General features: G+C 73.6%; 24 protein-coding genes and 2 pseudogenes. 14 read left to right on the top strand and 12 right to left on the bottom strand.

Annotated features, from left to right (window positions below):
* Positions 1-263 precede the first annotated feature (263 nt).
* The 5 genes and pseudogenes from OO47_RS38740 (at position 264) to OO47_RS10355 (ending at position 2,357) form a co-directional block, all read left to right on the top strand.
* Positions 264-506 (top strand): helix-turn-helix domain-containing protein, encoded by a 243-nt coding sequence (locus OO47_RS38740; protein ID WP_407696292.1) that lies wholly within the window; start codon positions 264-266, stop codon positions 504-506.
* Positions 422-882 (top strand): annotated as a pseudogene (locus OO47_RS38735) (transposase family protein). The gene OO47_RS38740 and the pseudogene OO47_RS38735 overlap by 85 nt, the downstream one beginning before the upstream one ends.
* 178 nt (positions 883-1,060) lie before the next feature.
* Entirely contained in the window at positions 1,061-1,324 is a 264-nt protein-coding gene (locus OO47_RS33310) for a hypothetical protein (protein ID WP_234323121.1), read from the top strand.
* A gap of 94 nt (positions 1,325-1,418) precedes the next feature.
* A complete protein-coding gene (locus OO47_RS34850) occupies positions 1,419-1,709 on the top strand; it encodes an Imm32 family immunity protein (RefSeq protein ID WP_078489573.1) in 291 nt (96 codons plus the stop codon).
* Positions 1,710-2,006: 297 nt separating this feature from the next.
* A complete protein-coding gene (locus tag OO47_RS10355) occupies positions 2,007-2,357 on the top strand; it encodes an Imm51 family immunity protein (protein ID WP_051715713.1) in 351 nt (116 codons plus the stop codon).
* 182 nt (positions 2,358-2,539) lie between these two features.
* Here the strand turns inward: OO47_RS10355 and OO47_RS10350 are convergent, their stop codons facing one another.
* Positions 2,540-3,754: a hypothetical protein gene (locus tag OO47_RS10350; RefSeq protein ID WP_033208686.1), complete on the bottom strand. Its 1,215-nt coding sequence runs from the start codon at positions 3,752-3,754 to the stop codon at positions 2,540-2,542.
* Between the two features lie 107 nt (positions 3,755-3,861).
* Positions 3,862-4,269: a hypothetical protein gene (locus tag OO47_RS10345; RefSeq protein WP_030208465.1), complete on the bottom strand. Its 408-nt coding sequence runs from the start codon at positions 4,267-4,269 to the stop codon at positions 3,862-3,864.
* A gap of 289 nt (positions 4,270-4,558) precedes the next feature.
* Between OO47_RS10345 and OO47_RS37705 the strand changes: the two genes are divergently transcribed.
* Together OO47_RS37705 and OO47_RS36820 are read left to right on the top strand one after the other, a co-directional pair.
* Positions 4,559-5,251 carry a DUF4231 domain-containing protein gene (locus OO47_RS37705; RefSeq protein WP_234323120.1) on the top strand — a complete coding sequence of 231 codons (693 nt, stop codon included), beginning with the start codon at positions 4,559-4,561 and terminating at the stop codon, positions 5,249-5,251.
* A 411-nt stretch (positions 5,252-5,662) separates the two neighbouring features.
* A complete protein-coding gene (locus OO47_RS36820; RefSeq protein WP_158708647.1) occupies positions 5,663-5,803 on the top strand; it encodes a hypothetical protein in 141 nt (46 codons plus the stop codon).
* A 51-nt stretch (positions 5,804-5,854) separates the two neighbouring features.
* Here the strand turns inward: OO47_RS36820 and OO47_RS10335 are convergent, their stop codons facing one another.
* Positions 5,855-6,613 carry a GntR family transcriptional regulator gene (locus tag OO47_RS10335; RefSeq protein ID WP_030208459.1) on the bottom strand — a complete coding sequence of 253 codons (759 nt, stop codon included), beginning with the start codon at positions 6,611-6,613 and terminating at the stop codon, positions 5,855-5,857.
* 188 nt (positions 6,614-6,801) lie between these two features.
* Here OO47_RS10335 and OO47_RS10330 point away from each other — a divergent pair, with 188 nt between their 5' ends.
* A complete protein-coding gene (locus tag OO47_RS10330; RefSeq protein ID WP_030208456.1) occupies positions 6,802-7,035 on the top strand; it encodes a hypothetical protein in 234 nt (77 codons plus the stop codon).
* 194 nt (positions 7,036-7,229) lie between these two features.
* Positions 7,230-7,505: a DUF2277 domain-containing protein gene (locus tag OO47_RS10325; RefSeq protein ID WP_030208455.1), complete on the top strand. Its 276-nt coding sequence runs from the start codon at positions 7,230-7,232 to the stop codon at positions 7,503-7,505.
* On the opposite strand, the gene OO47_RS10320 is transcribed toward OO47_RS10325, so the two are convergent.
* The 5 genes from OO47_RS10320 to OO47_RS10300 form a co-directional block, all read right to left on the bottom strand.
* On the bottom strand, positions 7,465-8,100 hold the full coding sequence (locus OO47_RS10320; protein WP_407696291.1) for a DedA family protein: 636 nt from the start codon (positions 8,098-8,100) through the stop codon (positions 7,465-7,467). The genes OO47_RS10325 and OO47_RS10320 overlap by 41 nt on opposite strands.
* A gap of 363 nt (positions 8,101-8,463) precedes the next feature.
* Complete coding sequence (locus OO47_RS10315) at positions 8,464-8,931, bottom strand: DoxX family protein (RefSeq protein ID WP_051715562.1); 468 nt, start codon at positions 8,929-8,931, stop codon at positions 8,464-8,466.
* Positions 8,932-9,250: 319 nt separating this feature from the next.
* Positions 9,251-9,901 carry an HNH endonuclease family protein gene (locus OO47_RS10310; protein WP_030208445.1) on the bottom strand — a complete coding sequence of 217 codons (651 nt, stop codon included), beginning with the start codon at positions 9,899-9,901 and terminating at the stop codon, positions 9,251-9,253.
* A 585-nt stretch (positions 9,902-10,486) separates the two neighbouring features.
* Positions 10,487-11,155 (bottom strand): HAD-IA family hydrolase, encoded by a 669-nt coding sequence (locus OO47_RS10305; RefSeq protein ID WP_030208443.1) that lies wholly within the window; start codon positions 11,153-11,155, stop codon positions 10,487-10,489.
* Between the two features lie 495 nt (positions 11,156-11,650).
* A complete protein-coding gene (locus tag OO47_RS10300; RefSeq protein WP_030208438.1) occupies positions 11,651-12,733 on the bottom strand; it encodes a peptidoglycan-binding domain-containing protein in 1,083 nt (360 codons plus the stop codon).
* A 171-nt stretch (positions 12,734-12,904) separates the two neighbouring features.
* Between OO47_RS10300 and OO47_RS10295 the strand changes: the two genes are divergently transcribed.
* Positions 12,905-14,965 carry an MDR family MFS transporter gene (locus OO47_RS10295; RefSeq protein WP_030208432.1) on the top strand — a complete coding sequence of 687 codons (2,061 nt, stop codon included), beginning with the start codon at positions 12,905-12,907 and terminating at the stop codon, positions 14,963-14,965.
* Between the two features lie 73 nt (positions 14,966-15,038).
* On the opposite strand, the gene OO47_RS10290 is transcribed toward OO47_RS10295, so the two are convergent.
* Both OO47_RS10290 and OO47_RS10285 read right to left on the bottom strand, forming a co-directional pair.
* Entirely contained in the window at positions 15,039-15,542 is a 504-nt protein-coding gene (locus OO47_RS10290; protein ID WP_030208431.1) for a GNAT family N-acetyltransferase, read from the bottom strand.
* A gap of 43 nt (positions 15,543-15,585) precedes the next feature.
* Positions 15,586-15,912 (bottom strand): antibiotic biosynthesis monooxygenase family protein, encoded by a 327-nt coding sequence (locus OO47_RS10285; protein WP_030208427.1) that lies wholly within the window; start codon positions 15,910-15,912, stop codon positions 15,586-15,588.
* Between the two features lie 12 nt (positions 15,913-15,924).
* On the opposite strand from OO47_RS10285, the gene OO47_RS10280 reads away from it, so the two are divergent.
* The 4 genes and pseudogenes from OO47_RS10280 to OO47_RS38730 form a co-directional block, all read left to right on the top strand.
* Entirely contained in the window at positions 15,925-17,025 is a 1,101-nt protein-coding gene (locus OO47_RS10280) for a serpin family protein (protein ID WP_030208426.1), read from the top strand.
* A 32-nt stretch (positions 17,026-17,057) separates the two neighbouring features.
* Positions 17,058-17,567, top strand: coding sequence for a MarR family winged helix-turn-helix transcriptional regulator (locus tag OO47_RS10275; protein WP_030208425.1), 510 nt, complete (start codon positions 17,058-17,060; stop codon positions 17,565-17,567).
* Positions 17,564-18,001, top strand: a complete 438-nt coding sequence (locus tag OO47_RS10270) for a hypothetical protein (protein ID WP_030208424.1) — start codon at positions 17,564-17,566, stop codon at positions 17,999-18,001. The genes OO47_RS10275 and OO47_RS10270 overlap by 4 nt, the downstream gene beginning before the upstream one ends.
* 143 nt (positions 18,002-18,144) lie before the next feature.
* Positions 18,145-18,321: pseudogene (locus tag OO47_RS38730) on the top strand (IS5/IS1182 family transposase); the annotation flags it as partial.
* 9 nt (positions 18,322-18,330) lie between these two features.
* On the opposite strand, the gene OO47_RS10265 reads toward OO47_RS38730, so the two are convergent.
* Together OO47_RS10265 and OO47_RS10260 are read right to left on the bottom strand one after the other, a co-directional pair.
* Positions 18,331-18,999, bottom strand: a complete 669-nt coding sequence (locus OO47_RS10265; RefSeq protein ID WP_030208422.1) for an O-methyltransferase — start codon at positions 18,997-18,999, stop codon at positions 18,331-18,333.
* Positions 18,996-20,105: a DUF2330 domain-containing protein gene (locus OO47_RS10260; RefSeq protein ID WP_030208419.1), complete on the bottom strand. Its 1,110-nt coding sequence runs from the start codon at positions 20,103-20,105 to the stop codon at positions 18,996-18,998. Before OO47_RS10260 ends, OO47_RS10265 begins: the two co-directional genes overlap by 4 nt.
* Positions 20,106-20,131: the final 26 nt, after the last annotated feature.

Here is a 20,131-nt window from a genome sequence, read left to right as displayed (position 1 = left end):
TCGGTGGAAGAAGTGCCGCCGCGTCAAGGTGTGCGTCAAGCCGTTTGCCTCACGGCGTCGGGACCCGCAACGCACAAGGCGCCTGTGCCGTTGGAGGAGGTGTTCGAAGTCTCAACCCGTCCGCACAGGAGCCTCGTTGGCTTCCCATCCTGCCGCACTCGACCTGCCGCACGCGCTGGTCGAGTGGGTCACCATGCTCATCGTCACCCGTGAGGGCGACCGCCGCTGCAAGCTCCCACCGCACCAGCGCGCTGGTCGCCTTGGTGTACCTGCGCAAGCACAACACCCTCGCGCGGATCGCCGCCGGCTTCGGTATCTCGGTGGGCACCGCCCACGCCTACACCCACACCGTGGTCGACCTGCTCGCGGTGCGAGCACCTGGCCTGCTCGAAGTCCTGCGTGAAGCCGACCCGGACTCGTCCTGCTCGACGGCACCCTCGCCGCATGCGACCGCCTCGGCGACGGCCGGGCAGACTACTCCACCAAGCACCGCCGCCACGGCGTGAACGTCCAGGTGATCACCGATCCGACCGGACGCCTGCTGTGGATCTCGCCCGCCCTGCCAGGCCGGACCCATGACCTGACCGCGGCCCGCACCCACCGGATCATCCGGTTCTGCGAACGCCAAGGCGTCCCGATCCTTGCCGGCCGCGCCTACATCGGCGCCGGACCGTGGGTCACCACACCGGTCAGACGCCCCCCGGCCGCGACCTGTCACCAACCCAGCGCACCGTCAACCGCGCGCTCTCGGCAGCACGGGCACCGGTCGAACGGGGCGTGGCCCGCCTGAAGTCCTGGCGGATCTTCCACCACGCGCGCTGTAGTCCGAATCGAATGTCGTCAATCGCCGCTGCCGTCCTCACCCTGGAGCGGCAACGCTGAAATAGTTCAGCGCTTCGCCGTACCTTCTCGCCATGGCGAACAGACCCCCTGAGAACTGGCATGCCCGGATGGCGGAGGTGGCCCACGATGTCGAGGCCGGGATCTTGGAGCCCGACTGTGTCGGCGTGGCGGAGATGTACCCCGAGTTCAGTTCCTGCTGAGGGTGACGGATTCAGCGTTGGAGGCGTTCGAGGCGGAGGTACGTGGTCTCCTGGAGCCCCCTGACGATGAGGTCTTTGGGGCGGTCGAGAAGGTTGTTCCCGCGCTCAATGCTGTCGACGGCGACGCGAGCCACGGTGGCGCCGGCTACTGCACTGAAGAGCGGGAGCAGCTGTGCGAATACATCGATCTCACCTTGGGGGAGCACGGTGTGGATGTGGCTGCTCCGGCAGCGAGGAGAGGCATCGATCGTGCCGAGATCACGGACGCCTGGCGCGACTGATAACCGCCGTTTCCTGGGCTTCCGTCAGTGTTTGTGTATGAAGACCGAGCCCCTGTCTCCGGCGCCTTGCCCATGCAGAGGCATCATGAGTTCCATGACTTCCGGAACCGGCTCAGCGCCGATCGAGAGCACTCACGTCACGGCTGCCGCAGAAGGCACGGGGCTCCGCTTCTCCTGGGATGTCGATGCCCGGATCGAGGTGCGGAACCTCGGGGCCGAGGTCGTCATCGAGGCGAATGCCGCGGGGCTCAGGACGCTTGCCGGGCATCTTCTGGTGCTGGCAGGCGAAGGAGTTCCCGATGGAGCCCATCTGCACCTCGAAGACAGCAACGGGCTGGAAGACGGGTCCGTCGGTCTGGTCCTGGAACGTAGTGACGAGGAGTGACCGACCCCTCATAGCCGTCGCCGGAGCTGACATCCAAAACTGACGTCAACGGCGGCGGACGACGGTGGTCGCACGCGAACCGTCATGGCGGTGGTGACCAGCGATCCGCCCTTGGTGAAGGCGTCCCACACGAGCTTAGAAAGCAGATGTCGGCGGTTCGAAACCGTCCGCGCCCACCAGTAGGCAGATGAGGAAAGGCCCAGGTCACCGGTATCGAACCGGGGGCCTGGGCCTTGTCCGTTCCCCGACCGGGAAAGCGACGGACGCGGTGGGTGGGGGCGGTGCGAGGATCGCGCCGTGACGATCGACCTGCGCGATTTCGACGGCGAGCACTCGCTGACCCTGAACGCCGGCGGCTCGGCCGCCGATGACGCCGTAGTCGCGGCCGGGCACGAGCCGAACGGGTACTTCTGGGAAGGCCTCGTGCGGTTCGCATGGCCGGACCTGGCCGGGGATCTCGACTTCGACAGTGAGGCCGGCATGTTCTGCGCGGCCGGAAGCCCGAGCGGCCTCGCACGACTCAAGACGGCCCTCGGGGCCGTCATCACCAGCCCTGAGGCGGTCCGCGACATCATCGCCCGCGCGGAGGCATCGGGCTTCGCGTTCGACGACCAGGGCCTGTCCGGCGGGGCGCTCCGTACCGGGTGACGGAGGCGGGTCTGCGTGCGCTTCCGTTCCGGCCCGCGCACGTCGTGCTCCGCCACGGCGGGCCGGCGGCGGGCTCGTGGGCGAGCGGGGTGGGCTCTGAGGGCGTCCTGGAGGGCGGGGGGCGGGGGGGGCGGGGGTTCGGGGGGGGCTTCGTGTCCACCGACGCGGAGGCCCCGGTGCGGTCAGGAATCGCCTCGCTTCGTGGTCACGTAGCAGGTCACCAGGTCCTTGCCGCCCGGGCCCGACATGCCGGCCGGTGTCCACCAGGCCCAGATCTCCGGTGACTTCGGCATCCGTGCCGGGGCCACCATGTCGCGGGCGATCATGCAGGCGATGTCGGCCCGTTCCTGGGTCTCCGCCTTCGTCGCGCCCGGGCGCAGCGGGATCTGGGCGAAGACACGGGCGTCGTACGGTCCGGAGCAGGGCACGTCCACGACCACGTGCGCCGCACGCCGGCCGCTGTCGAAGTCGACGCAGCCGCCGCTCCTCACGTCGCGCATGGGCATCACGGCCTCGGCGACCCTGCGGACGTTCCCCGTGGGGGCCGCGGCCGGCTTCGACGAGCCGAACCCGCTGAGCGTGAGGTCCATCGTCAACGAGGTCACGTCGGCGAGGACGCCGCTCTTCCGCAGGAGCCGCGACATGTCCGCCCGGCCGTGGGTGATCCGGCCCCGCCGGTCCACGGACACCGTCAGGGGGAAGCCCGTCCGGAGGGCGCTGGTGCCCATCTCGGCCGCCAGCTCCTTGCGGAGGTCGGCGGGGAACATCGTCCACCCCGTCGAGAAGGGCATCTCCGCCCGGTACGTACGGCTCCCCGCCGGCCCGTTCTGCCGCGCCTCCGCGTCCGCGCTGCCCATGCCCTCCAGGAGGAGGCCGCCGATCGGGCTCTCGGAGCCCCGCAGGTGGCCGATCGGATCGCTGCCGTCCCCCGCGGCGAGGATGTCGGCGCTGTCGTACCGGAGCCGGTAGCCCGAGGAGGCGGCGCGGTAGTGGATCCGCTGCCGGTCCACGACGAAGCCCGCGGAGGCCGTGCCCGACGCCCTGCCGGGGGTGCTGCCGAGGAGCGCCTTCCGCACCTCGGCGGAGTGCTTCTCCGGCACCTGCCATTTCACGGCCGCTTCGCCCGCCCCCTTCGCGAAGTCCAGCTCCCCGCTCAGCGTCTGCACGGCCGTGCCCTTCGCGGACCCGAAGGACAGCGTCTGCGTGAAGCTCGCGCTGCCCGCCCTCTGCGTCTCGCGCAGGGCCAGGAAGACCTGGCGGTCGAGGGCCTGGTCGAAGACCGGGTGCCGCGTGGGCCGGGCCCCCGGGGACGCGTCCTTCCCGTCCCCGCCGTTGCAGGCGGTGAGCAGGAGGAGGGCGAGGGGGAGCGCGGCGGTACGCGCGAGGCGACTGATCACGACCGGATGACCTCCCGGTCGGGCCGGGGGTTGCCCCTCCGCGCGTAACGGAACGATCACCCGGGCCGCCGCGCCACGGGGGAGCGGGCGGGCGCCGCCGGAGCGGGTCAGAAGGTCCTGGCGAAGATGCGGGCGCCGTTGTGGAAGGTGACGGTCAGGCCGGTCTGGGAGACCGCCTCGGGCTGGGTGGACCAGCGTTCGACGGACGCGATCTCCGGGGAGGCGGCCTGGGCGAGGGCGGCGGCGAGCCAGGCCTCGGGGGAGTCGGTCTTCCGGGGCGGCTCTCCGGCCGGGACCGGGGTGCCGGTGGACGGTTCGTCCGGGAAGCCCTCGTGCTTGGCGCCCTCCGGCAGCTGACCGGTGAACTGCCACCGGCTCTCGGTCGTACCCACCGTGATGACCACGCCGAAGGGGTGCTGGGTGTCGCCGCTCTCGGCGAGGGTCCGTACGCCGTCGGCGGTCGGGCTGTTCTTCACGATGTCGACGACGAAGTCGCTGAATCGCTGGGGACGCATCCGTGGTCGGTTCCTTTCTTGCGGGCTGTCCATCCTAGGGAGCGCGGGACGAGCGGCCGGATCCGTGGGCGAAGACCTCGGACCGTGACCGATCCGGGGACTTCTGCGGTTGAGGGGGAGTCGTTCGAGGTCGGAGCTTGATCGGTTTCCTTCTCTTGTCGCCCGCTGTCGCCGCGACGACACCCGGACGGCAGGCCTGTCGGGAGCGGACGGACGCACCTCGCGGTGGAAACCGGGGGGAACGGGAACGGAGTTGACGGAGACCTCGGGGCGCGGGTCTACTCCCCGCATGGCTGAGGTGGGGGACGTGCCCGAACGGGGCGCGCAGAGCGGTGAGATGACGCCGCAGCGGTACATCGAGACGCGCGTCGAGCAGTACCAGGGGTGGTACGACGCCAAGGCGACCCACATGAAGGCGATGCACCTGCGGATGCGGACCGTGTCCGTCGTCGGCGGGGCGCTCGTGCCGGTGTTCGTCAACCTGGACCTGGGCTTCGCGCGGATCACGGCCACGGTCCTGAGCGTGGTCGTCGTCGCCGCGGTGTCGCTGGAGAGCGTCTACCGGTACCGCGAGCAGTGGAAGAACTACCGCTCGACCGAGCAGCTCCTCGGCCACGAGCGCGTCTACTTCGAGACCAAGGTGGGCCCCTACCGCGGCCTTGCGAAGCGGGAGGCGTTCGCCGTGCTGGTCGCCCGGGTCGAGAAGGCCATCGCCAACGAGAACGCGGCCACCCTGAACGTCATGACGCTCGGCGGGCAGGTCAACTCCGACGTGCAGGCCGGGGTTCCCGCCGCCCGCACCGAGAGCGTGCTCGTGGAGAGCGTCAGGACCGAGAGCGTGAAGGCCGAGAGCGTGAAGGTGGAGAGCGCCCGGAGCGGGGAGGGCGCCCGGGACGAGGGGAACGGAGGGAGCGCCGGGAACGGGGACGGCGGGAGCGCCGAGGAGAGTGCTCGGGCCGGGGGCGGCGGGAACGGCGGGTAGGCGGCCGTCCCGTGCCGGCGGGCCCCGGAGGCCACCGGGGCCCGCCTCCTCAGGCGCGGCGCCGTCCCGGCACCAGTTGTCATCCACCCGCGTCGAGTCGTACGAGCAGGCGTCGGCGCTCGCACCGTTCGGGAAGGACGCGCGCCCGCTCCAGGGTCGACGCACGGTCGGCGACGCGCTCCGGGTCACCGTCCTCGGGCCCGCCACCCCCTGCCCCCGCCCGGACAGCGCCTGCTCCGGCTTCCCCGTCGAACTCGCCCGTGACCGAGGCCTGTCGCTCTGCTGGACCTACGGGACGGCCCCGGGCACCCTTCGGTCGCGCAGGTCGCGCAGGTCGCGCAGGTCGCCCAGGTCGCCCAGGCCGGGCGGAGCGCCGCCGAGGTCCTGGTCCGCAGCCTCGTCCTCACCCGCGTGGGGCCGGGTACGGAACCGGCCGAGGCCGTCGCCCCCGCCGCCGGGCGCCCCGGGGAGGTCGCCCGCGCCGCCCCCGGGCTGCGGTTCGCCCCGGGAGCCGCGCCGGACGCGTGGATCGAGGCGCCCCGGGGCCTGTGACGCGGGCCGTCCGTCGGACCCGTCGCGCGCAGCCCCGTCGCGTACGCGACCTCACGCCTCGAAGTCGTACTCCAGGACGTACGACGACGAGTCCAGCGTCATCTCGTTCAGCTCCACCGCCACCCCTGCCTCCGTGAAGGCCGTGCGGTCGATGAGGACCACCGGCGTCCCGAGCTCCAGGGCCAGCCCCTCCGACTCCTCCGCCGTCGGCATCCGGCAGCGGATCTCCTCCCGGAACCGCACCGGCCGCCGGCCCAGCTCCGCCAGGCGGGCGTACGTGCCGCCTGGCCCCGTGTCCCGTTCGGCGATCCGCGTCCCGCGCGCCAGGCCGGCCGGGAGGTACGAGACGGAGAGCAGCACCGGTTTGTCGTCCAGGACGAACCGGCGGCTCCGGACGCAGACGGGCGCACCCGGCGGCAGGTCGAGGGCCTCCGCGACCCGGGCGCCGGCCTCCGCCTCGCCCACCTCGATCCGGTCGACCACCAGCTCCCGGTCCTCCACGTCCGCCGACCAGACCGACCGGCCGCCGCCCCAGTGGTCGCCCGCCAGGCGCGGGATGCCCCGGCGGCGCAGCGGACGGAAGACGCGGACGAACACCCCGGCGCCCTTGCGCGCCTCGGCGAGCCCCTCGGTCCGCAGCACGGAGAGGGCCTGCCGGGCCGTCATCCGCGCCACCTCGTAGGTCGCCATGAGGTCGTTCTCGCCGGGGAGCCGGTCGCCCGGCGCGAAGTCGCCCGACCGGATCGCGTCCCTCAACTCGTCAGCGATCCGCTGGTACTTGGGCCGTCGAGCGCTGTCCTGGTCAGTCACGGGTGGACCACTCCCTTCATCTGCGGGACACCCTACGGCGCACCCCTCGACGCGGAAGCACACGTGCGCGCCGTCCCGACCGGTCGATCCATCCATCGGGGGACATCTCTAGAGATACGTTGACAGGGCCGGGCCGCCGCGCTTCCCTGAGTGTCCCCATGCTTCAGGTTCCGGGACGGAGGGGACGCGTGCAGCCACTGCCCGAGGTCGGTGACCTCGTCCGTGACACCGCCACCGGGCGGGTCGGGTTCTATGTGGACAGCGTCTCCGGGCGCTTCCGCATCCGCGCCGTCCACGGCGGCACCGAGTGGGAGGCCGAGCCCGTCGACGTCCAGCTCGCCACGCCCCTGCACGAGCTGCGGGCCCGCACGGCCGAGATCAACGCACGCAGCAGACGCGGCCTCGGCGGCGTCGGGGTGTAGGCGCAGGCAGGCGTATGGGCCGCGGACGTACGGACTCGGTGTATGGGACGGGCCTTCGGGCCCGGGCGCACGGGTCGGGTCTACGGGCCCGGGCGTACGGACTCGGGTGTGCGGGGCGGGCGTACGGGCGCGGGCGTACGGGCGCGGGCCGGTGGCGCGGTGCCGTTGTCAGTGGGGCGCGCCACACTGGAGGCATGTGCCGCAGCATCAAGACGCTCCGCCCGCCCGTGCTGCCCGAGGAGGCGACCGAGGACGACATCCGCGCCGCCGCCCTCCAGTACGTCCGCAAGATCTCGGGCTTCCGCGCCCCCGCCGCCCACAACCGCGAGGTCTTCGAGCGGGCCGTGGACGAGATCGCCGGGGCCACCGCGAGACTCCTCGACGGTCTGGAGGTGCGCGGGGCCAGGACGGTCGGGACGGGCGGGGCGGTCAGGAAGCGGGCGCCGGAGCCACGGCCGGACGCCGTATGAGACAAGCGGCGAGCCCGCCCGCGAGGAAGAGCGCGAGGGTCGACACCCCCGCGCTGAACCAGGTCGCGCCCAGCCACTGACCGCCCAGCCAGCCGAGCCCCACGCTGTACGACGCCCAGGTCACGCCCGCGAGGGCCGACCACGGCAGGAACTCCTTGCTCCGGCGCTTTGCCGCGCCCGCGCCGAGGGAGACCACGGAGCGGCCCGCCGGCGCGAACCGCGCGAGGACGACGAGCAGTCCGCCGCCCCGGGCGAGAGCGGTGCCGAGACGTTCCTGCGCCAGGGAGAGGCGCCGTGAGCGCGCTATCGCCCGGTCCAGCCTGGCCCCGCCCCGGCGCGCCAGGCGGTACGCGAGGAAGTCGCCGAGCACCGAGGCCGTGGCCGCGCAGAGCAGCAGGGGGAGGAGCGACGGGACGTCGGGGGAGGCCGCGGTGGCCGTCGCGGCGGTCGCCGCCGTGGCCGCGGTGATCACCAGGAAGCCGCTCGGCAGCACGGGCAGGAAGACGTCGAGCAGGATCGACGTCGCCACCACCGGGTAGATCCACGGACCGGCGGTGAGCGACCGCAGCGAGCCCAGGCTGTCGAGCAGATTCACAGGGGCAGAGCCTACGCGGGATCGGGGGCCCGCCGCCGGGTGGGTGCCCGTGCTTCGGGCGGAGGTCCGGTGCCGTCGGGCGACGGGTGGACAACGGGTGTGTTCGTACGTGCGGGAACCTGAGGGGAATGGTCCGGTCCAAGGCCGGCGTCGGACGTGCGCCGCGCGAGGGAAAGGGCCGGAATCCATCCTGTGGATACCGGCCCCTTCGTGTAGGCGCCGAGGCTGGTAAGCCTCCAGGGCCTGTGGGTGCGTTCTGCGGGTCCGCGACCCGGGGCGGATCGGGTGGGTCGGGTCGGGAACCGGGAGAGGGGAACGGGGCCCGGGCCGTGGCCTGGCTCTGGCCGTGGCCCGGAGCCGGGATCAGGCCGTGACCGGCGTGACCTGCTCCTCGCGCGTCCCGGTCTTCTTCTCGCGCGCCGCCGCGTCCGCGCCGCCGCGGGCCCCGGCTCCGAAGAGCCGGTCCAGGGCCAGCGCGCCCGGGCCGGTGAAGACGAGCAGCAGGAAGGCCCAGCAGAACAGGGCCGAGAGCTCGCCGCCGTTCTGCAGCGGGAAGAGGCCCTCGGGCTGGTGGACCTTGAAGTACGCGTACGCCATCGAGCCCGAGGCGAGGAAGGCGGCGCTGCGGGTGCCGAGGCCCAGCAGGACCAGGCCGCCCGCGACGAGCTGGATCACCGCCGCGTACCAGCCGGGCCAGGTGCCCACCTCGACCGTGCCGCCGCCCTTGGCCCCGCCGAGGACGCCGAAGAGAGAGGCGGCGCCGTGGCAGGCGAAGAAGAGGCCGGTGACTATGCGGAAGAGACCGAGCGCGTACGGCCGGGCCCGGTCCAGGCGGGCCGTGAGACCGGCCGCCTCCTCGGCGCCGGTGCCGGCGTGCGTGCCCGCGCCGGCGGTCGTGCCCGCGCCGGCGGTCGTGGCGGGCGTCTCGTCGGACGTGCCTGGGTTGCCGGGATCGCTGGTGTTGCTCATGGGGGACTCCTTCGGTCTGGCCTCATCCGTCGACGAACGAGGTGGGGGACGGAACCGATGAGTCCGTAGGTTAGGGTTGCCTCACTAGTACTTGCAAGTTCAACATCGGACCACCGGGAAGTGTGCGGTCGTGTTCACTTCCCGGCAATCCTGCTGTGACGTTTCCTCAGGGGTGGCGTGCTCAGCAGCCGTTGAGGACGGACTGGAGGGCGCTCTTCTCGGCGGAGTCGACGCTGAGCTTCCAGTGGTACTTCACGTGCACCCAGGCCCTGACGTACGTGCAGCGGTAGGCCGTTCGCGAGGGCAGCCACTTCGCCGGGTCGAGGTCGCCCTTGGCCTGGTTGACGTTGTCCGTGACGGCTATGAGCTGCGGCCGGGTCAGGTCGTTGGCGAAGGACTGGCGCTGGGCGGTGGTCCAGGAGCCGGCGCCGGAGCGCCAGGCCTCGGCGAGCGGGACCATGTGGTCGATGTCGACGTCGGAGGCGGCGCTCCAGGTGGCGCCGTCGTACTCGGAGTACCAGCTGCCGCTGGTGGCGGCACAGGCGGAGTCCGTGACGACGTTCCTGCCGTCCCGCTTGAGGACGGTCTCGCGGGTGTTGCAGGCGCCGGACTGGGTGGTCCAGTGCGGGAAGAGGTCCCGGCTGTACCCCGAGGTGGAACCTTCCGCCTTCACCGTGAGGGCGGCCAGGTAGCCGCGCGCGGTCGCGGCGCTGACCGGGGTGGGCATGGCGGCCTGGGCGGCGGGCGCGGTGGCGAGGAGGCCGGTGACGGTGAGGGCGGCGGAGGTGGCGAGCACGGCGAGTCGACGCGCGTAGACATTGCGGACGGGCATGTGGACTCCCTTGACGTGGGGGGAACTCGGCGGGTGCCGTCCCCGTGGGGTGCCGGGTGGTGGCCCGGTCATCGTGGCGGCGCCGGGTTTCCTTGCGGGGTGCGCCAGGTAACAGCGTGACGACATGGGCACGTCACATCAAGGGGTGTGCGTGTTCTGGCGGAGCGTCAGATTCCGCTCGGTGGTCGAGGGTTGGAAGGGCGGAGCGCCCGGTGGTGCGGGGTGCGGCGCGCGCGGGGGCGCTGCGCCGGTGGCTTCTGCGGCTGGTGGCTGGTGGTTGTTGGCTGTTGACGGCCGGCGGCCTCTTTGGCCTGCGGGTCCACTGGTTCGCCGGGCCACCTGCTCGGGCCCGAGGTCTCCGACCCCTGGTGCCTGTGCTTGCGGAGGGCTTCGGGTGCGAGTGTCGTCGCGGGTGCGGGTGCGGGTGCGGGTGCGGGTGCGGGTGCGGGTGCGGGTGCCGTCGCGGGTGCGTGCGTGCGGGTTTCGGTCGGCAGGGAGCAGGGGCCCGCGAACCGCAAAACGCTCGCGCGCGGCCGGGCGTCCGGCCGCGCGCGAGCGGTGGTGAAGGCGAAGGGGGAGGAGAGGTTACGGCACGGTCGTCAGCGTGATGGTGCCGTCCGACGCCGCCTCGACCCGCAGGTGGGTCAGGTCGGGCACGTACGCGTCGGGTGCGAAGGCCGCCGCGCGCGGGCCCACGCCCACGACGCGCATGCCGGCCGCGCGGCCCGCCTGGATGCCCGCCTCGGAGTCCTCGAAGACCACGCAGTCCTCCGGCGCGAAGCCCAGCGCCGCCGCGCCCTTCAGGAAGCCCTCCGGGTCCGGCTTGCTGGCCCCGACGCACTCGGCCGTGACGCGGGCCTCCGGCACGCGCAGCGCCGCCGCTCCCATGCGCGCCTGGGCGAGGGCCTCGTCCGCCGAGGTCACCAGGGCGTGCGGCAGGTCCGTGATCGCGGCCATGAAGGCGGGGGCGCCGGGGACGGGCACGACCCCGTCGAGGTCGGCGGTCTCCTCCGCGAGCATGACGCGGTTGTCGGCGTGGTTCTGCTCCATCGGGCGGTCCGGGAGGAGCACGGCCATCGTCGCGTACCCCTGGCGGCCGTGGACCACCTGGAGCACGGCGTCCCCGTCCAGTCCCTGCCGCTCGGCCCAGCGGCGCCAGCAGCGCTCGACGACGGCGTCCGAGTTGACGAGGGTGCCGTCCATGTCGAGCAGGAGGGCGCGGGCGGTGAGCGTTGCCGGGGTGGTGGCGTGCATCGGATCTCCAGAGGGGGTGGCGCTCTCCGGAGGGGTGCGGGGAGAGCGCGGAGAACAAGGCGGACCCGCCCACCGGTCAGGGAGTGCGGGCGGGGCCACTTTGTTTTTCAACGATACAAAACCGGGGGCGGTCTTGGCCAACCGGCCCGTAACCGTGTCCGCATCCTGGGACTGGGTGACTGGGTGACTGGGAGGGCTGGGAACCGGGGGCTGGGGGAGACCGGAAGGACTCGCGACCGGGCGACCGGAGACCTGCCACCTCAGACCCTCAGCTCCCTTGCCGCCTCGCTCCCAGCCCCGGCCCCGCTCCCAGCCCCGGCCCCGATCCCAGCCCCGGCCCCGGTCCTGCCCCGGCCTCGGTCTCGATCCCGGCCCCGGTCCCGGTTCCGCCCCGGCCTCGGTCTCGATCCCCGCCCCGGCCCCGATCCCGCCCCGATTCCGCCCCGGCCCCGGTCTCGATCCCGGTCCCAGCCCCGCTCCCGTCCTCCCCGCCGCTCAAACCCCCGGCTGCTCCCGCTCCAACACCTCGCGCGTGCTCGGCCCGTACACGCCCAGCGGATCGCCCTGGATCGACCGCCAGCGCTGGAACTCGCGCACGGCCTCCCGGACCTTGTTGCCGTAGCGGCCGTCGACGGGGCCGAAGTAGACCCAGGCGGCCCGCAGCCGCCACTGGAGGTCCTCCACCTCGGGCCCCCGGTCGCCGTAGCTGAGGGTGGCGACCTCCCGCTCGGGCTCCTCCGTCTCCTCCGGGGTCCGCGAGGGCGTCGCGCCCGTCGCCGACGGCGCGGTCGTCGGCGACGCCGAGGCCGTGACGGAGGGAGGGGCGGCCGCGCCGGTCGACGCGCCGGGGCTCGCCGTCGCGCCGGAGGCCGAGGCGGAGGGAGTGGCCGTGGCGGACGGGGAAGCGGAGGGCGACGCGGACGTCCGGCGCGGCGTCGGGGACGACGACGCCGGCTCCGGGCTCTCCGAGGAGGGGGACGGCTCCTCCGACACGGCCAGGTTCAGGGACGCGCTCGTCGTCACCTCGGGCACGGCCGCCCGGTCGTCCGTCCGGTCCGCGCCGCCCAGGGCGGTCGCCGCCAGGGCCGCCGTCCCCGCCACCGCGACGGCGGCCACCGCCGCGATCGCGGCGCCGCGCCTGCGGCCCCGGGGCCGGCCCCCGCCGGACGGGGGCGGCACCTCGCCGGCCCCGCGCAGCAGCAGCGGCATCGTCTCGAAGGGGTCGCCCCCGGCGCCGGCCTCGTACGGGTGGCCTCCCGGGTGCTCCCCGGGGTACTCCTCCGGACGGCCCGCCGCCAGTCGGGCGGTCGGCGGACCCGCGTCGGCGCCCCCCGCCCCGTACGCACCCGCTCCTCCCCCGTACGCATCCGCACCCGCCCCGTACGCACCCTCTCCCGCGGCGAAGGTCCCCCTCCCGGAGGCGTCCGCCCCGTAACCCCCCGCCCCCTCCGGCGCGTCCAGCGTCACGTACGGGCGGATCCGCAGCGGATCGAAGTCCTCGGCCGCCGCCAGTTCCGCCCGGGCGCAGGCGCAGCCAGGTCTGTGTACACCGCATTCAGGACAGACGTGTCCGGTCATGATGGGTCCCCTCCCCGAGGCAACTGCGAGCGATTATGCAGCCCACCCCCTTCCAGTGGGGGAACAGTCGTGCCCCTCCACAGGCCATAACCGGACATTCGGACCAGGATGGAGGAACCGTCCGAGGAGAAGAGCCGCCCGTCAGGCCCCCGACCCGCCGAGGAGACGCCCATGGCCCAGGACCTACGCCCGTCCCCGTCCGGCGGCGCCCCCGCATCCGGGGACGGGCAGCGCCACAGCACCGTCCTCGTCGCGATCGGCGCGCTGCTGCTCGGCATGCTGCTCGCCGCACTCGACCAGACCATCGTCTCCACCGCCCTGCCGACCATCGTCAGCGAGCTCGGCGGCATGGAACACCTCTCCTGGGTGGTCACCGCCTACATGCTGGCGTCCACCGCCGCCACCCCCCTCTGGGGCAAGCTCGGCGACCAGTACGGGCGCAAGAAACTCTTCCAGGCCGCCATCGTCATCTTCCTCATCGGCTCCGCCCTCTGCGGCATCGCCCAGAACATGCCGCAGCTCATCGGCTTCCGCGCCCTCCAGGGCCTCGGCGGCGGCGGGCTCATGGTCCTGTCCATGGCGATCGTCGGCGACCTCGTCCCGCCCCGGGAGCGCGGCAAGTACCAGGGCCTCTTCGGCGCCGTCTTCGGCGCCACCAGCGTCCTCGGCCCCCTCCTCGGCGGCCTCTTCACCGAGCACCTCACCTGGCGCTGGGTCTTCTACATCAACCTGCCGATCGGGATCGTCGCCCTCTTCGTGATCGCCGCCGTCCTCCACATCCCGGTCCGCTCCACGAAGCACACCATCGACTACCTCGGCACCTTCCTCATCGCCTCGGTCGCCACCTGCCTGGTCCTCGTCGCCTCCCTCGGCGGCACCACCTGGGCCTGGGGATCGCCGCAGATCATCGGCCTCGCCGTCCTCGGAGCCGTCCTCCTCGTCTGGTTCGTGTACGTCGAGGGGCGGGCGGCCGAGCCCGTGCTGCCGCTCAAGCTGTTCCGGAGCCGGACCTTCACCCTCGTCTCGGTCATCAGCTTCGTCGTCGGCTTCGCGATGTTCGGCGCGATGACCTACCTGCCGACCTTCCTCCAGGTGGTGCAGGGCGTCACCCCGACCATGTCCGGCGTCCACATGCTGCCCATGGTCCTCGGCCTGCTGCTCACCTCCACCGCCTCCGGCCAGGTCGTCAGCCGCACCGGCCGCTGGAAGGTCTTCCCCGTCGCCGGCACCGCCCTCACCGCGATCGGCCTGCTCCTCCTCCACCGCCTGACGGAGACCAGCTCCACCTGGGAGATGAGCGCGTACTTCTTCGTCTTCGGCGCCGGACTCGGCCTGGTCATGCAGGTCCTCGTCCTCGTCGTGCAGAACGCCGTCTCCTACGAGGACCTGGGCGTCGCCACCTCCGGGGCCACCTTCTTCCGCTCCATCGGCGCGTCCTTCGGCGTCGCCGTCTTCGGCACGATCTTCACCAACCGGCTCACCTCCGAGCTGGAGGACGTCTTCGCCGCGGCGGGTCCCGGCCTCCCGCCCGGCGTCGGGCCCGGACAGGTCGCCGCCGACCCGCGCGCCGTCGCCCAGCTCCCGCCCGAGCTGCGCCCCTCCGTGCTCCACGCGTACTCCACGTCCATCACCGACGTCTTCCTGTACGCGTCACCCGTCGTCCTCGTCGCCTTCGTCATCGCCTGGTTCCTCAAGGAGGACCGGCTCCGCACCTCGGTCACCGCGCCCGACACCACGCAGACCCTCGCCTCCAACCCGGTCGAGCGCTCCTCGTACGACGAGTGCGCCCGCGCGCTGTCCGTCCTCGGCTCCCGCGAGGGGCGCAAGGCGGTCTACGTGAAGATCACCGAGCGCGCCGGGCTCGACCTGCTGCCCGCCGCGAGCTGGCTGCTGCTGCGCATCCGCCGGCACGGCACCGTGGAGCCCGCCCGGCTGGCCGAGACCACCCCTGTGCCGCTGCGGGCGATCACGGAGGCGTCCCGTCAGGTGGAGGAGCGGCGCCTGGTCACCCGCGAGGGCCTTCAGCTGATCCTCACCGAGGAGGGCGTACGGGTCTCCACCCTGCTCGCCAAGGCGCGGGAGGACTCGCTCGCCGAACTCCTCGGCGACTGGTGGGGCCCCGAACGGCCCACCGACCTGGTGAAACTCGTGGAGGAACTGACGGCCGAACTGAGCGGCTCCGACGCGGAACGCCCCCGCGGCACGGAACCGCCCCGCGACCACCACGCGTGAGCGGGTGGTCCGATCCCCGCCGGCAGGCGCGCTCCCGTCGTCCGGCGGAGTGCGTCCGCGCCCCCGGGACCGCTCACAGCTCCTTGCCGTACCAGACCTCCACGTACGGGCCGGTGCAGTACGCCGGTATCTCCGCGTACCCGTGGCGCGCGTACAGGTTCCGCGCCTCGATCAGGTCCAGGCGCGTGTTGAGGACCATCCGGCGGGCGCCGAGCGCGCGGGCGGCGTCCTCCAGTTCCGCCAGGAGGGCCCCGGCGCCGCCCCGGCCCCGGAACGCGGGCCGCAGGTAGACCCGGGTCAGCTCGGCGCGGACCCCGCCGCCGTCGCCGCCGTCGTCCAGGAGGAGCACCCCGCCGCACCCGGCCGGCTCGCCCCCGAACCGGGCGACCCGGAAGTCACCGGTCGGCGGGGCGAGCAGCCCGGCCCCGTCGTCCGCCAGCCCCGCGTCGATCTCGGCCGCCGTCGCGGGCCGCTTCCAGTACCGGCTGGCGACCTCGTCGTAGTAGTCACGGCGCAGGGCGGTGGCGTCCGGCGTGTCGACGCGCTCGGGAGAGAAGGTCCAGGTCACGCGCGCCATTGTGGGACGCGCGCGACCGGCGGCGCAGCCGGATTTCCCGGGCTCAGCCCTTCGGCGCCGCCTGCTGGACGACCTCGAACGACCACAGGGTCGACCCGGACGCGGCGGGCTTCGGCCGCTCGCCCCCGCCCTCGCCGCCACCCTGGTGGGCGGCCCGCATGGAACCGTTCATCCAGTTCTGGAAGTCCTCCTCGCTGCGCCAGCGGGTGTACACCAGGTACTGGTCGGTCCCCTCCAGGGGCCGCAGCAGTTCGAACCACTCGAACCCGTCGGACCCCTCCACGGCCCCGGCCCGCGAGGCGAACCGCTGCTCCAGCACCTCGCGCTGCTCGGCCGGCACGGTTAGGACGTTGATCTTCACGATGCTCATGAGGGGAAGCATATGACCCGCACTCCTCCCGCCCTCCCGGCGGACATGGTACGGACCCTGGCTGCGCGCTGGCTGGCCCGGCTCGGGGACGGTGACGGGGACTTCGTCGTTTCGCCGGTCGGGTTGTGGCTGGCGCTCGGGGCCGTCGCGGCCGGGGCGCGAGGGCGGACCGGTGAGGAGCTGCGCGGCCTGCTCGGGGTCGGCGGGGAGGCGGCGGCCGGGGCCGTGACCGGGGTCGGGCGGCGGCTCGGGGAGACGGGCGGGGTCGGGGCGGCCACCGGCGTGTGGGCCCGGGTGCCGGTCCGCGAGGAGTTCCGGAGGGGGCTGCCGGACGTGCGGTTCGGGGAGTTGGGCGAGGGCGCCCAGGGCGTGCTCGACGCGTGGGCGCGGGAGGCCACCGGCGGGCGGATCGACGGGCTGCCGCTCGTGCTCGACGGCTCCGAGGAGCTCGTGCTGCTCAACGCCCTGGCCCTGAAGGCCTCCTGGGCCGTGGCCTTTCCCCGGCACCTCACCCGTGACGAGCCCTTCACCGACGGGGGCGGACGCACCCGGCCCGTGCCGACCATGCGGCGGAGGGTCCCCGCCGCTTCGGTCTGGTCCGCGGGCGGAGCCACCGTCGTGGAGCTGCCCTGTGCGGGAGAGAGGGCCGCACTGGTGCGGTGCGTGCTCGGTGCGGAAGGGGCCGGGCCGGGGGACGTGCTGCCCGCCGCCTGGGCCGGCCCCGGGGCCCGGAAGCGGCTCGCCGCCGACGCCGCCGACCTCCTCCTGCCGCGCTTCACCCTCCGTACGGAGACGGAGGTGAACGCACACCTGGCCGCGTTCGGCCTCGACCTGGCCCTGCGTCCCGGAGCCGACTTCTCCGGCCTCTCCCCGGCCGGCCTGTTCATCGACAAGGTGGTGCAGGAGGCGGTGGTCGAGGTCGCCGAGGAGGGCGTCGAGGCGGCGGCCGCCACCCAGGTCAGGATGGCCCGCAGCGCGGCCGCGCCCCGGCCGGAGGCCGTGGAGCGGATCGCCTTCGACCGGCCCTTCGGCGTGGTCGTCCTCGACTCCGAGGGGGAGCTGCCGCTCTTCGCGGGGTGGCGGTCGAGCGCGCCGTCCGCCGAGAAACAGTAGCCATGTACATAGTAGCCATGTAATCTATTGTCATGGACAAGGACGCGCCCGGCCCCACGCCCGGCTTCCTGGTGTGGCGGCTCGCCAACAAATGGCGCGTCGCGGTCGATCGCGCGGTGGCCCCGCTGGGCCTCACCCACGCGCAGTACTCCCTGGTCGCGTCGCTGTACGGCATGCAGCGCGACGGCGAGCGGCCCAGCCAGCGCAGGCTCGCCGACCACACCGGCATGGAGGCGCTGTACGTCTCGAAGCTGGCGCGCGCCCTGGAGTCGGCCGGCCTGGTCGAGCGCACCCGCGACCCCCGCGACCCGCGCGCCGTGCAGCTCGCCCTCACCGAACGGGGCCGGACCGTCACCCGGCAGGCCGTCGCGGTGGTCCAGGAGCTGCTCCGGCAGCTCATGGAACCCCTCGGCGGCCTCGACGGCCCCGGGACCCGCGCGTTCACCGAGGAGCTGACGGCCCTGCTCGACGTACCCCTCGCTCCGCCCCCGGCGTCGAGTCCGCCGCCGGACGACCAGAACACCCGGAGGGAAACGCCATGACCACCACCGCCGACCCCCGCACCCTCGCCCTGGCGCACTACGCCGCCCGCGGCGTCCTGGAGCACGTCCTGGCCCGGCACGGCGCCACGTTCCAGCAGCAGGTCGCCCTGCGCGCCGCCGTCACCGCCGAGACCCCGCAGACGCCGGACGGACTCGTCGCCCTGGTCCGGGGCTCCCTCAAGGCCGATCCGGCCGACATCCGCGCCGCCCTCGACGGCCTGCTGGCCGAGCGGCTGCTCGTCGCGGACGGCGCACACCTGCGCCCCACGGCCGCGGGGCGCGCACTGCTCGCCGCCGTCGGCGCGGAGACCGCCCCCGTCACCGCCCGCATCTGGGGCGGCATACCCGCCGAGGACCTGGCCGCCACCGGCCGCGTCCTCGCCCTGGTCACCGAGCGCGCCAACGCGGAACTCGCGGCGCTGACCACCTCCTGACCCGGATCGCACGGAGGCGCGGCCCGGTGGAGCGGCTCCCGAAGCACGGGCCGCACCGGCCGGTGGGGCCGGTCCGCGAAGGTGGTGAAGGTGGTGAAGGAGCGGGCGGGGACGGTCCCGGCGGCGGCCGGCCGCGGAGCGCGGACGGCACCCCGGTCCCGGTCCGCGACCGCAGGGCCGGCGCCCCGTCCCGCACCCACCGGTTCTCGGCGAACGCGCAGGTCGTCATCGACGCCGACCCCCGCCCGGTCGTCGCGGCGGCCCGGCCGGCGCCGGGCGACGAGGCCGACGCGCACGCCTGGCGCGAGCCGGACCCTCCGCAACACCCCTCAGTCGACCACGCGCGCGACCAGCAGGCCGTCGTAGCCCTTCGAGCCGACCGTCTGGAACGCGGTCGCGTCCAGACGCGGTTCGCGGGCGACCAGTTCGATCATCTCGCGAGTGCCGGTGATCGCCGGGTCGTCCGGGTGCTCGGTGGCGACCCTGCCGCCCCGCACCACGTTGTCGACCACGATCACCGTGCCCGGCCGGGAGAGCTTCAGGGCCCACTCCACGTAGCGCGGGTTGTTGACCTTGTCCGCGTCGATGAAGAACAGGTCGAACGGGCCCGCGCCCTCCGCCTCCAGCTTCGGCAGGCTGTCCAGGGCCGCGCCCGTGCGGACCTCCACGAGCTCGTCCAGCCCGGCGCGGGCGATGTTCGCGCGGGCGACGTCGGCGTGGGCCGGGTCGTACTCCAGGGTGATCAGACGCCCGTCGGCCGGCAGCGCGCGGGCCAGCCAGATCGTGCTGTAGCCGCCGAGGGTGCCGATCTCCAGGATGTTCCGCGCTCCCTGCACCCGGGCGAGGAGATGGAGCAGCTTCCCCTGGTTGGGGGCGACGGCGATCTCCGGCAGGCCGGCCGCCGTCGAGGCGGTGAGCGCGGCGGACAGCGCCTCGTCGCCCGGGGCGAGCAGTTCGGTGAAGTAGCGGTCGACGTCCGTCCATTGAGAGTTGGTCATGCGGTCGAACGTACACCCGCGACGGGGGCCCGGCGGCGCCGCGACGCCCGTACGGTCAGGATCACCGCGATCACCGCGAGCAGCGCCCCGCCGCCCACCGTCAGGAGCCAGACGGGGAGTCCGGCGACGGTCAGCAGCCGGTCGGTGTGGATCACTTCGCGGTACGGGGTGTCGGCCACCCGCCGCAGGTGGTGGTCGTCGTCGATCCGCCCCGGGTTCGGGAACTCCTGCTCCAGGACGGTCAGGTGCACCGGCCCGCCGCCCGCGAGCGCGGCCACCGCGCCCTCCGGCCGCTCGATCCGCCCCGCGAAGGTCACCTCGGGCCGGTCGCCGCCGATGGCCGAGCGGGGCTCCATCCTGTGGTCGGAGAGGACGGCCAGGCCGAGGGTCTGGGGCGTCTTCGCCAGCCGCGACAGCCGCATCGGGTAGACCGGCTCGGACGAGGCGAAGGCGATCCGCAGCGGGGTCAGCTCGCCCCGCAGGACGGCGCCCTTCTTCTCGGGCGCGAGGCGGACCGCGACGTACTCCCACTTCCGGTCGACGTACGGCCGGAGCGCGCCGGTCAGCCGGTCGGGCAGGTCGAAGCCGTTCGTGCGCAGCCAGCCGCCGAGCGCGCCCGGGTCGGTGGCGGTCAGCCGGGCCACGTCGAAGGGGCCGAGCCGCTCGCGGCCCACGACGCCGACGCCGGTACCCGCGCCGGGCATCGCCCCGGCCCCGTCCCCGTCATCGGTGTCGAACGGCCAGTCGTCCTCGCGCGGCCAGAAGTAGGGGCGGTCGCGCCGCTCGGGCGCGGTGAGCCGGTCGATCTGGTCGAACAGCTCCGGATCACCGAGGGAGACGTCGGCCCGGCTCGGCACCGGCATGATCCAGGCCGCCCGCTCGGCGTCCCCGTGCACGCGGAAGCGCATCACGATCGTCTCGGTGCGCCCGTCCCAGCGCACCGCCGACTCCTCGCGGTCGACACCGATCCGCCGCGACGCGTCCGGGATCATCGCGCCGCAGCCGCAGGCGTGCGCCGGTGCGACGAGCGAACCGGTCTGGAGCCCGAGCAGCGCGACGAAGGCCGTCAGGAATCTTCTGATCAGGATGCCGTGTGTCCCCCACATGGCAGCTCGGACGTCCGGGAGGAGGA

Origin of the sequence: Streptomyces bikiniensis, from assembly GCF_000716625.1 — a bacterium.
Classification (GTDB): Bacteria; Actinomycetota; Actinomycetes; order Streptomycetales; family Streptomycetaceae; genus Streptomyces; species Streptomyces bikiniensis.
This window is presented reverse-complemented; position numbering and strand designations above follow the sequence as displayed.

Coding starts and splice junctions, on each gene's coding strand:
- OO47_RS34850 (WP_078489573.1), top strand. CDS start 1,419: ATGACTTCCGGAACCGGCTCAGCGCCGATCGAGAGCACTCACGTCACG.
- OO47_RS10345 (WP_030208465.1), bottom strand. CDS start 4,269: ATGCGTCCCCAGCGATTCAGCGACTTCGTCGTCGACATCGTGAAGAAC.
- OO47_RS37705 (WP_234323120.1), top strand. CDS start 4,559: ATGGCTGAGGTGGGGGACGTGCCCGAACGGGGCGCGCAGAGCGGTGAG.
- OO47_RS10325 (WP_030208455.1), top strand. CDS start 7,230: ATGTGCCGCAGCATCAAGACGCTCCGCCCGCCCGTGCTGCCCGAGGAG.
- OO47_RS10310 (WP_030208445.1), bottom strand. CDS start 9,901: ATGCCCGTCCGCAATGTCTACGCGCGTCGACTCGCCGTGCTCGCCACC.
- OO47_RS10305 (WP_030208443.1), bottom strand. CDS start 11,155: ATGCACGCCACCACCCCGGCAACGCTCACCGCCCGCGCCCTCCTGCTC.
- OO47_RS10300 (WP_030208438.1), bottom strand. CDS start 12,733: ATGACCGGACACGTCTGTCCTGAATGCGGTGTACACAGACCTGGCTGC.
- OO47_RS10295 (WP_030208432.1), top strand. CDS start 12,905: ATGGCCCAGGACCTACGCCCGTCCCCGTCCGGCGGCGCCCCCGCATCC.
- OO47_RS10290 (WP_030208431.1), bottom strand. CDS start 15,542: ATGGCGCGCGTGACCTGGACCTTCTCTCCCGAGCGCGTCGACACGCCG.
- OO47_RS10285 (WP_030208427.1), bottom strand. CDS start 15,912: ATGAGCATCGTGAAGATCAACGTCCTAACCGTGCCGGCCGAGCAGCGC.
- OO47_RS10280 (WP_030208426.1), top strand. CDS start 15,925: ATGACCCGCACTCCTCCCGCCCTCCCGGCGGACATGGTACGGACCCTG.
- OO47_RS10275 (WP_030208425.1), top strand. CDS start 17,058: ATGGACAAGGACGCGCCCGGCCCCACGCCCGGCTTCCTGGTGTGGCGG.
- OO47_RS10270 (WP_030208424.1), top strand. CDS start 17,564: ATGACCACCACCGCCGACCCCCGCACCCTCGCCCTGGCGCACTACGCC.
- OO47_RS10265 (WP_030208422.1), bottom strand. CDS start 18,999: ATGACCAACTCTCAATGGACGGACGTCGACCGCTACTTCACCGAACTG.
- OO47_RS10260 (WP_030208419.1), bottom strand. CDS start 20,105: ATGTGGGGGACACACGGCATCCTGATCAGAAGATTCCTGACGGCCTTC.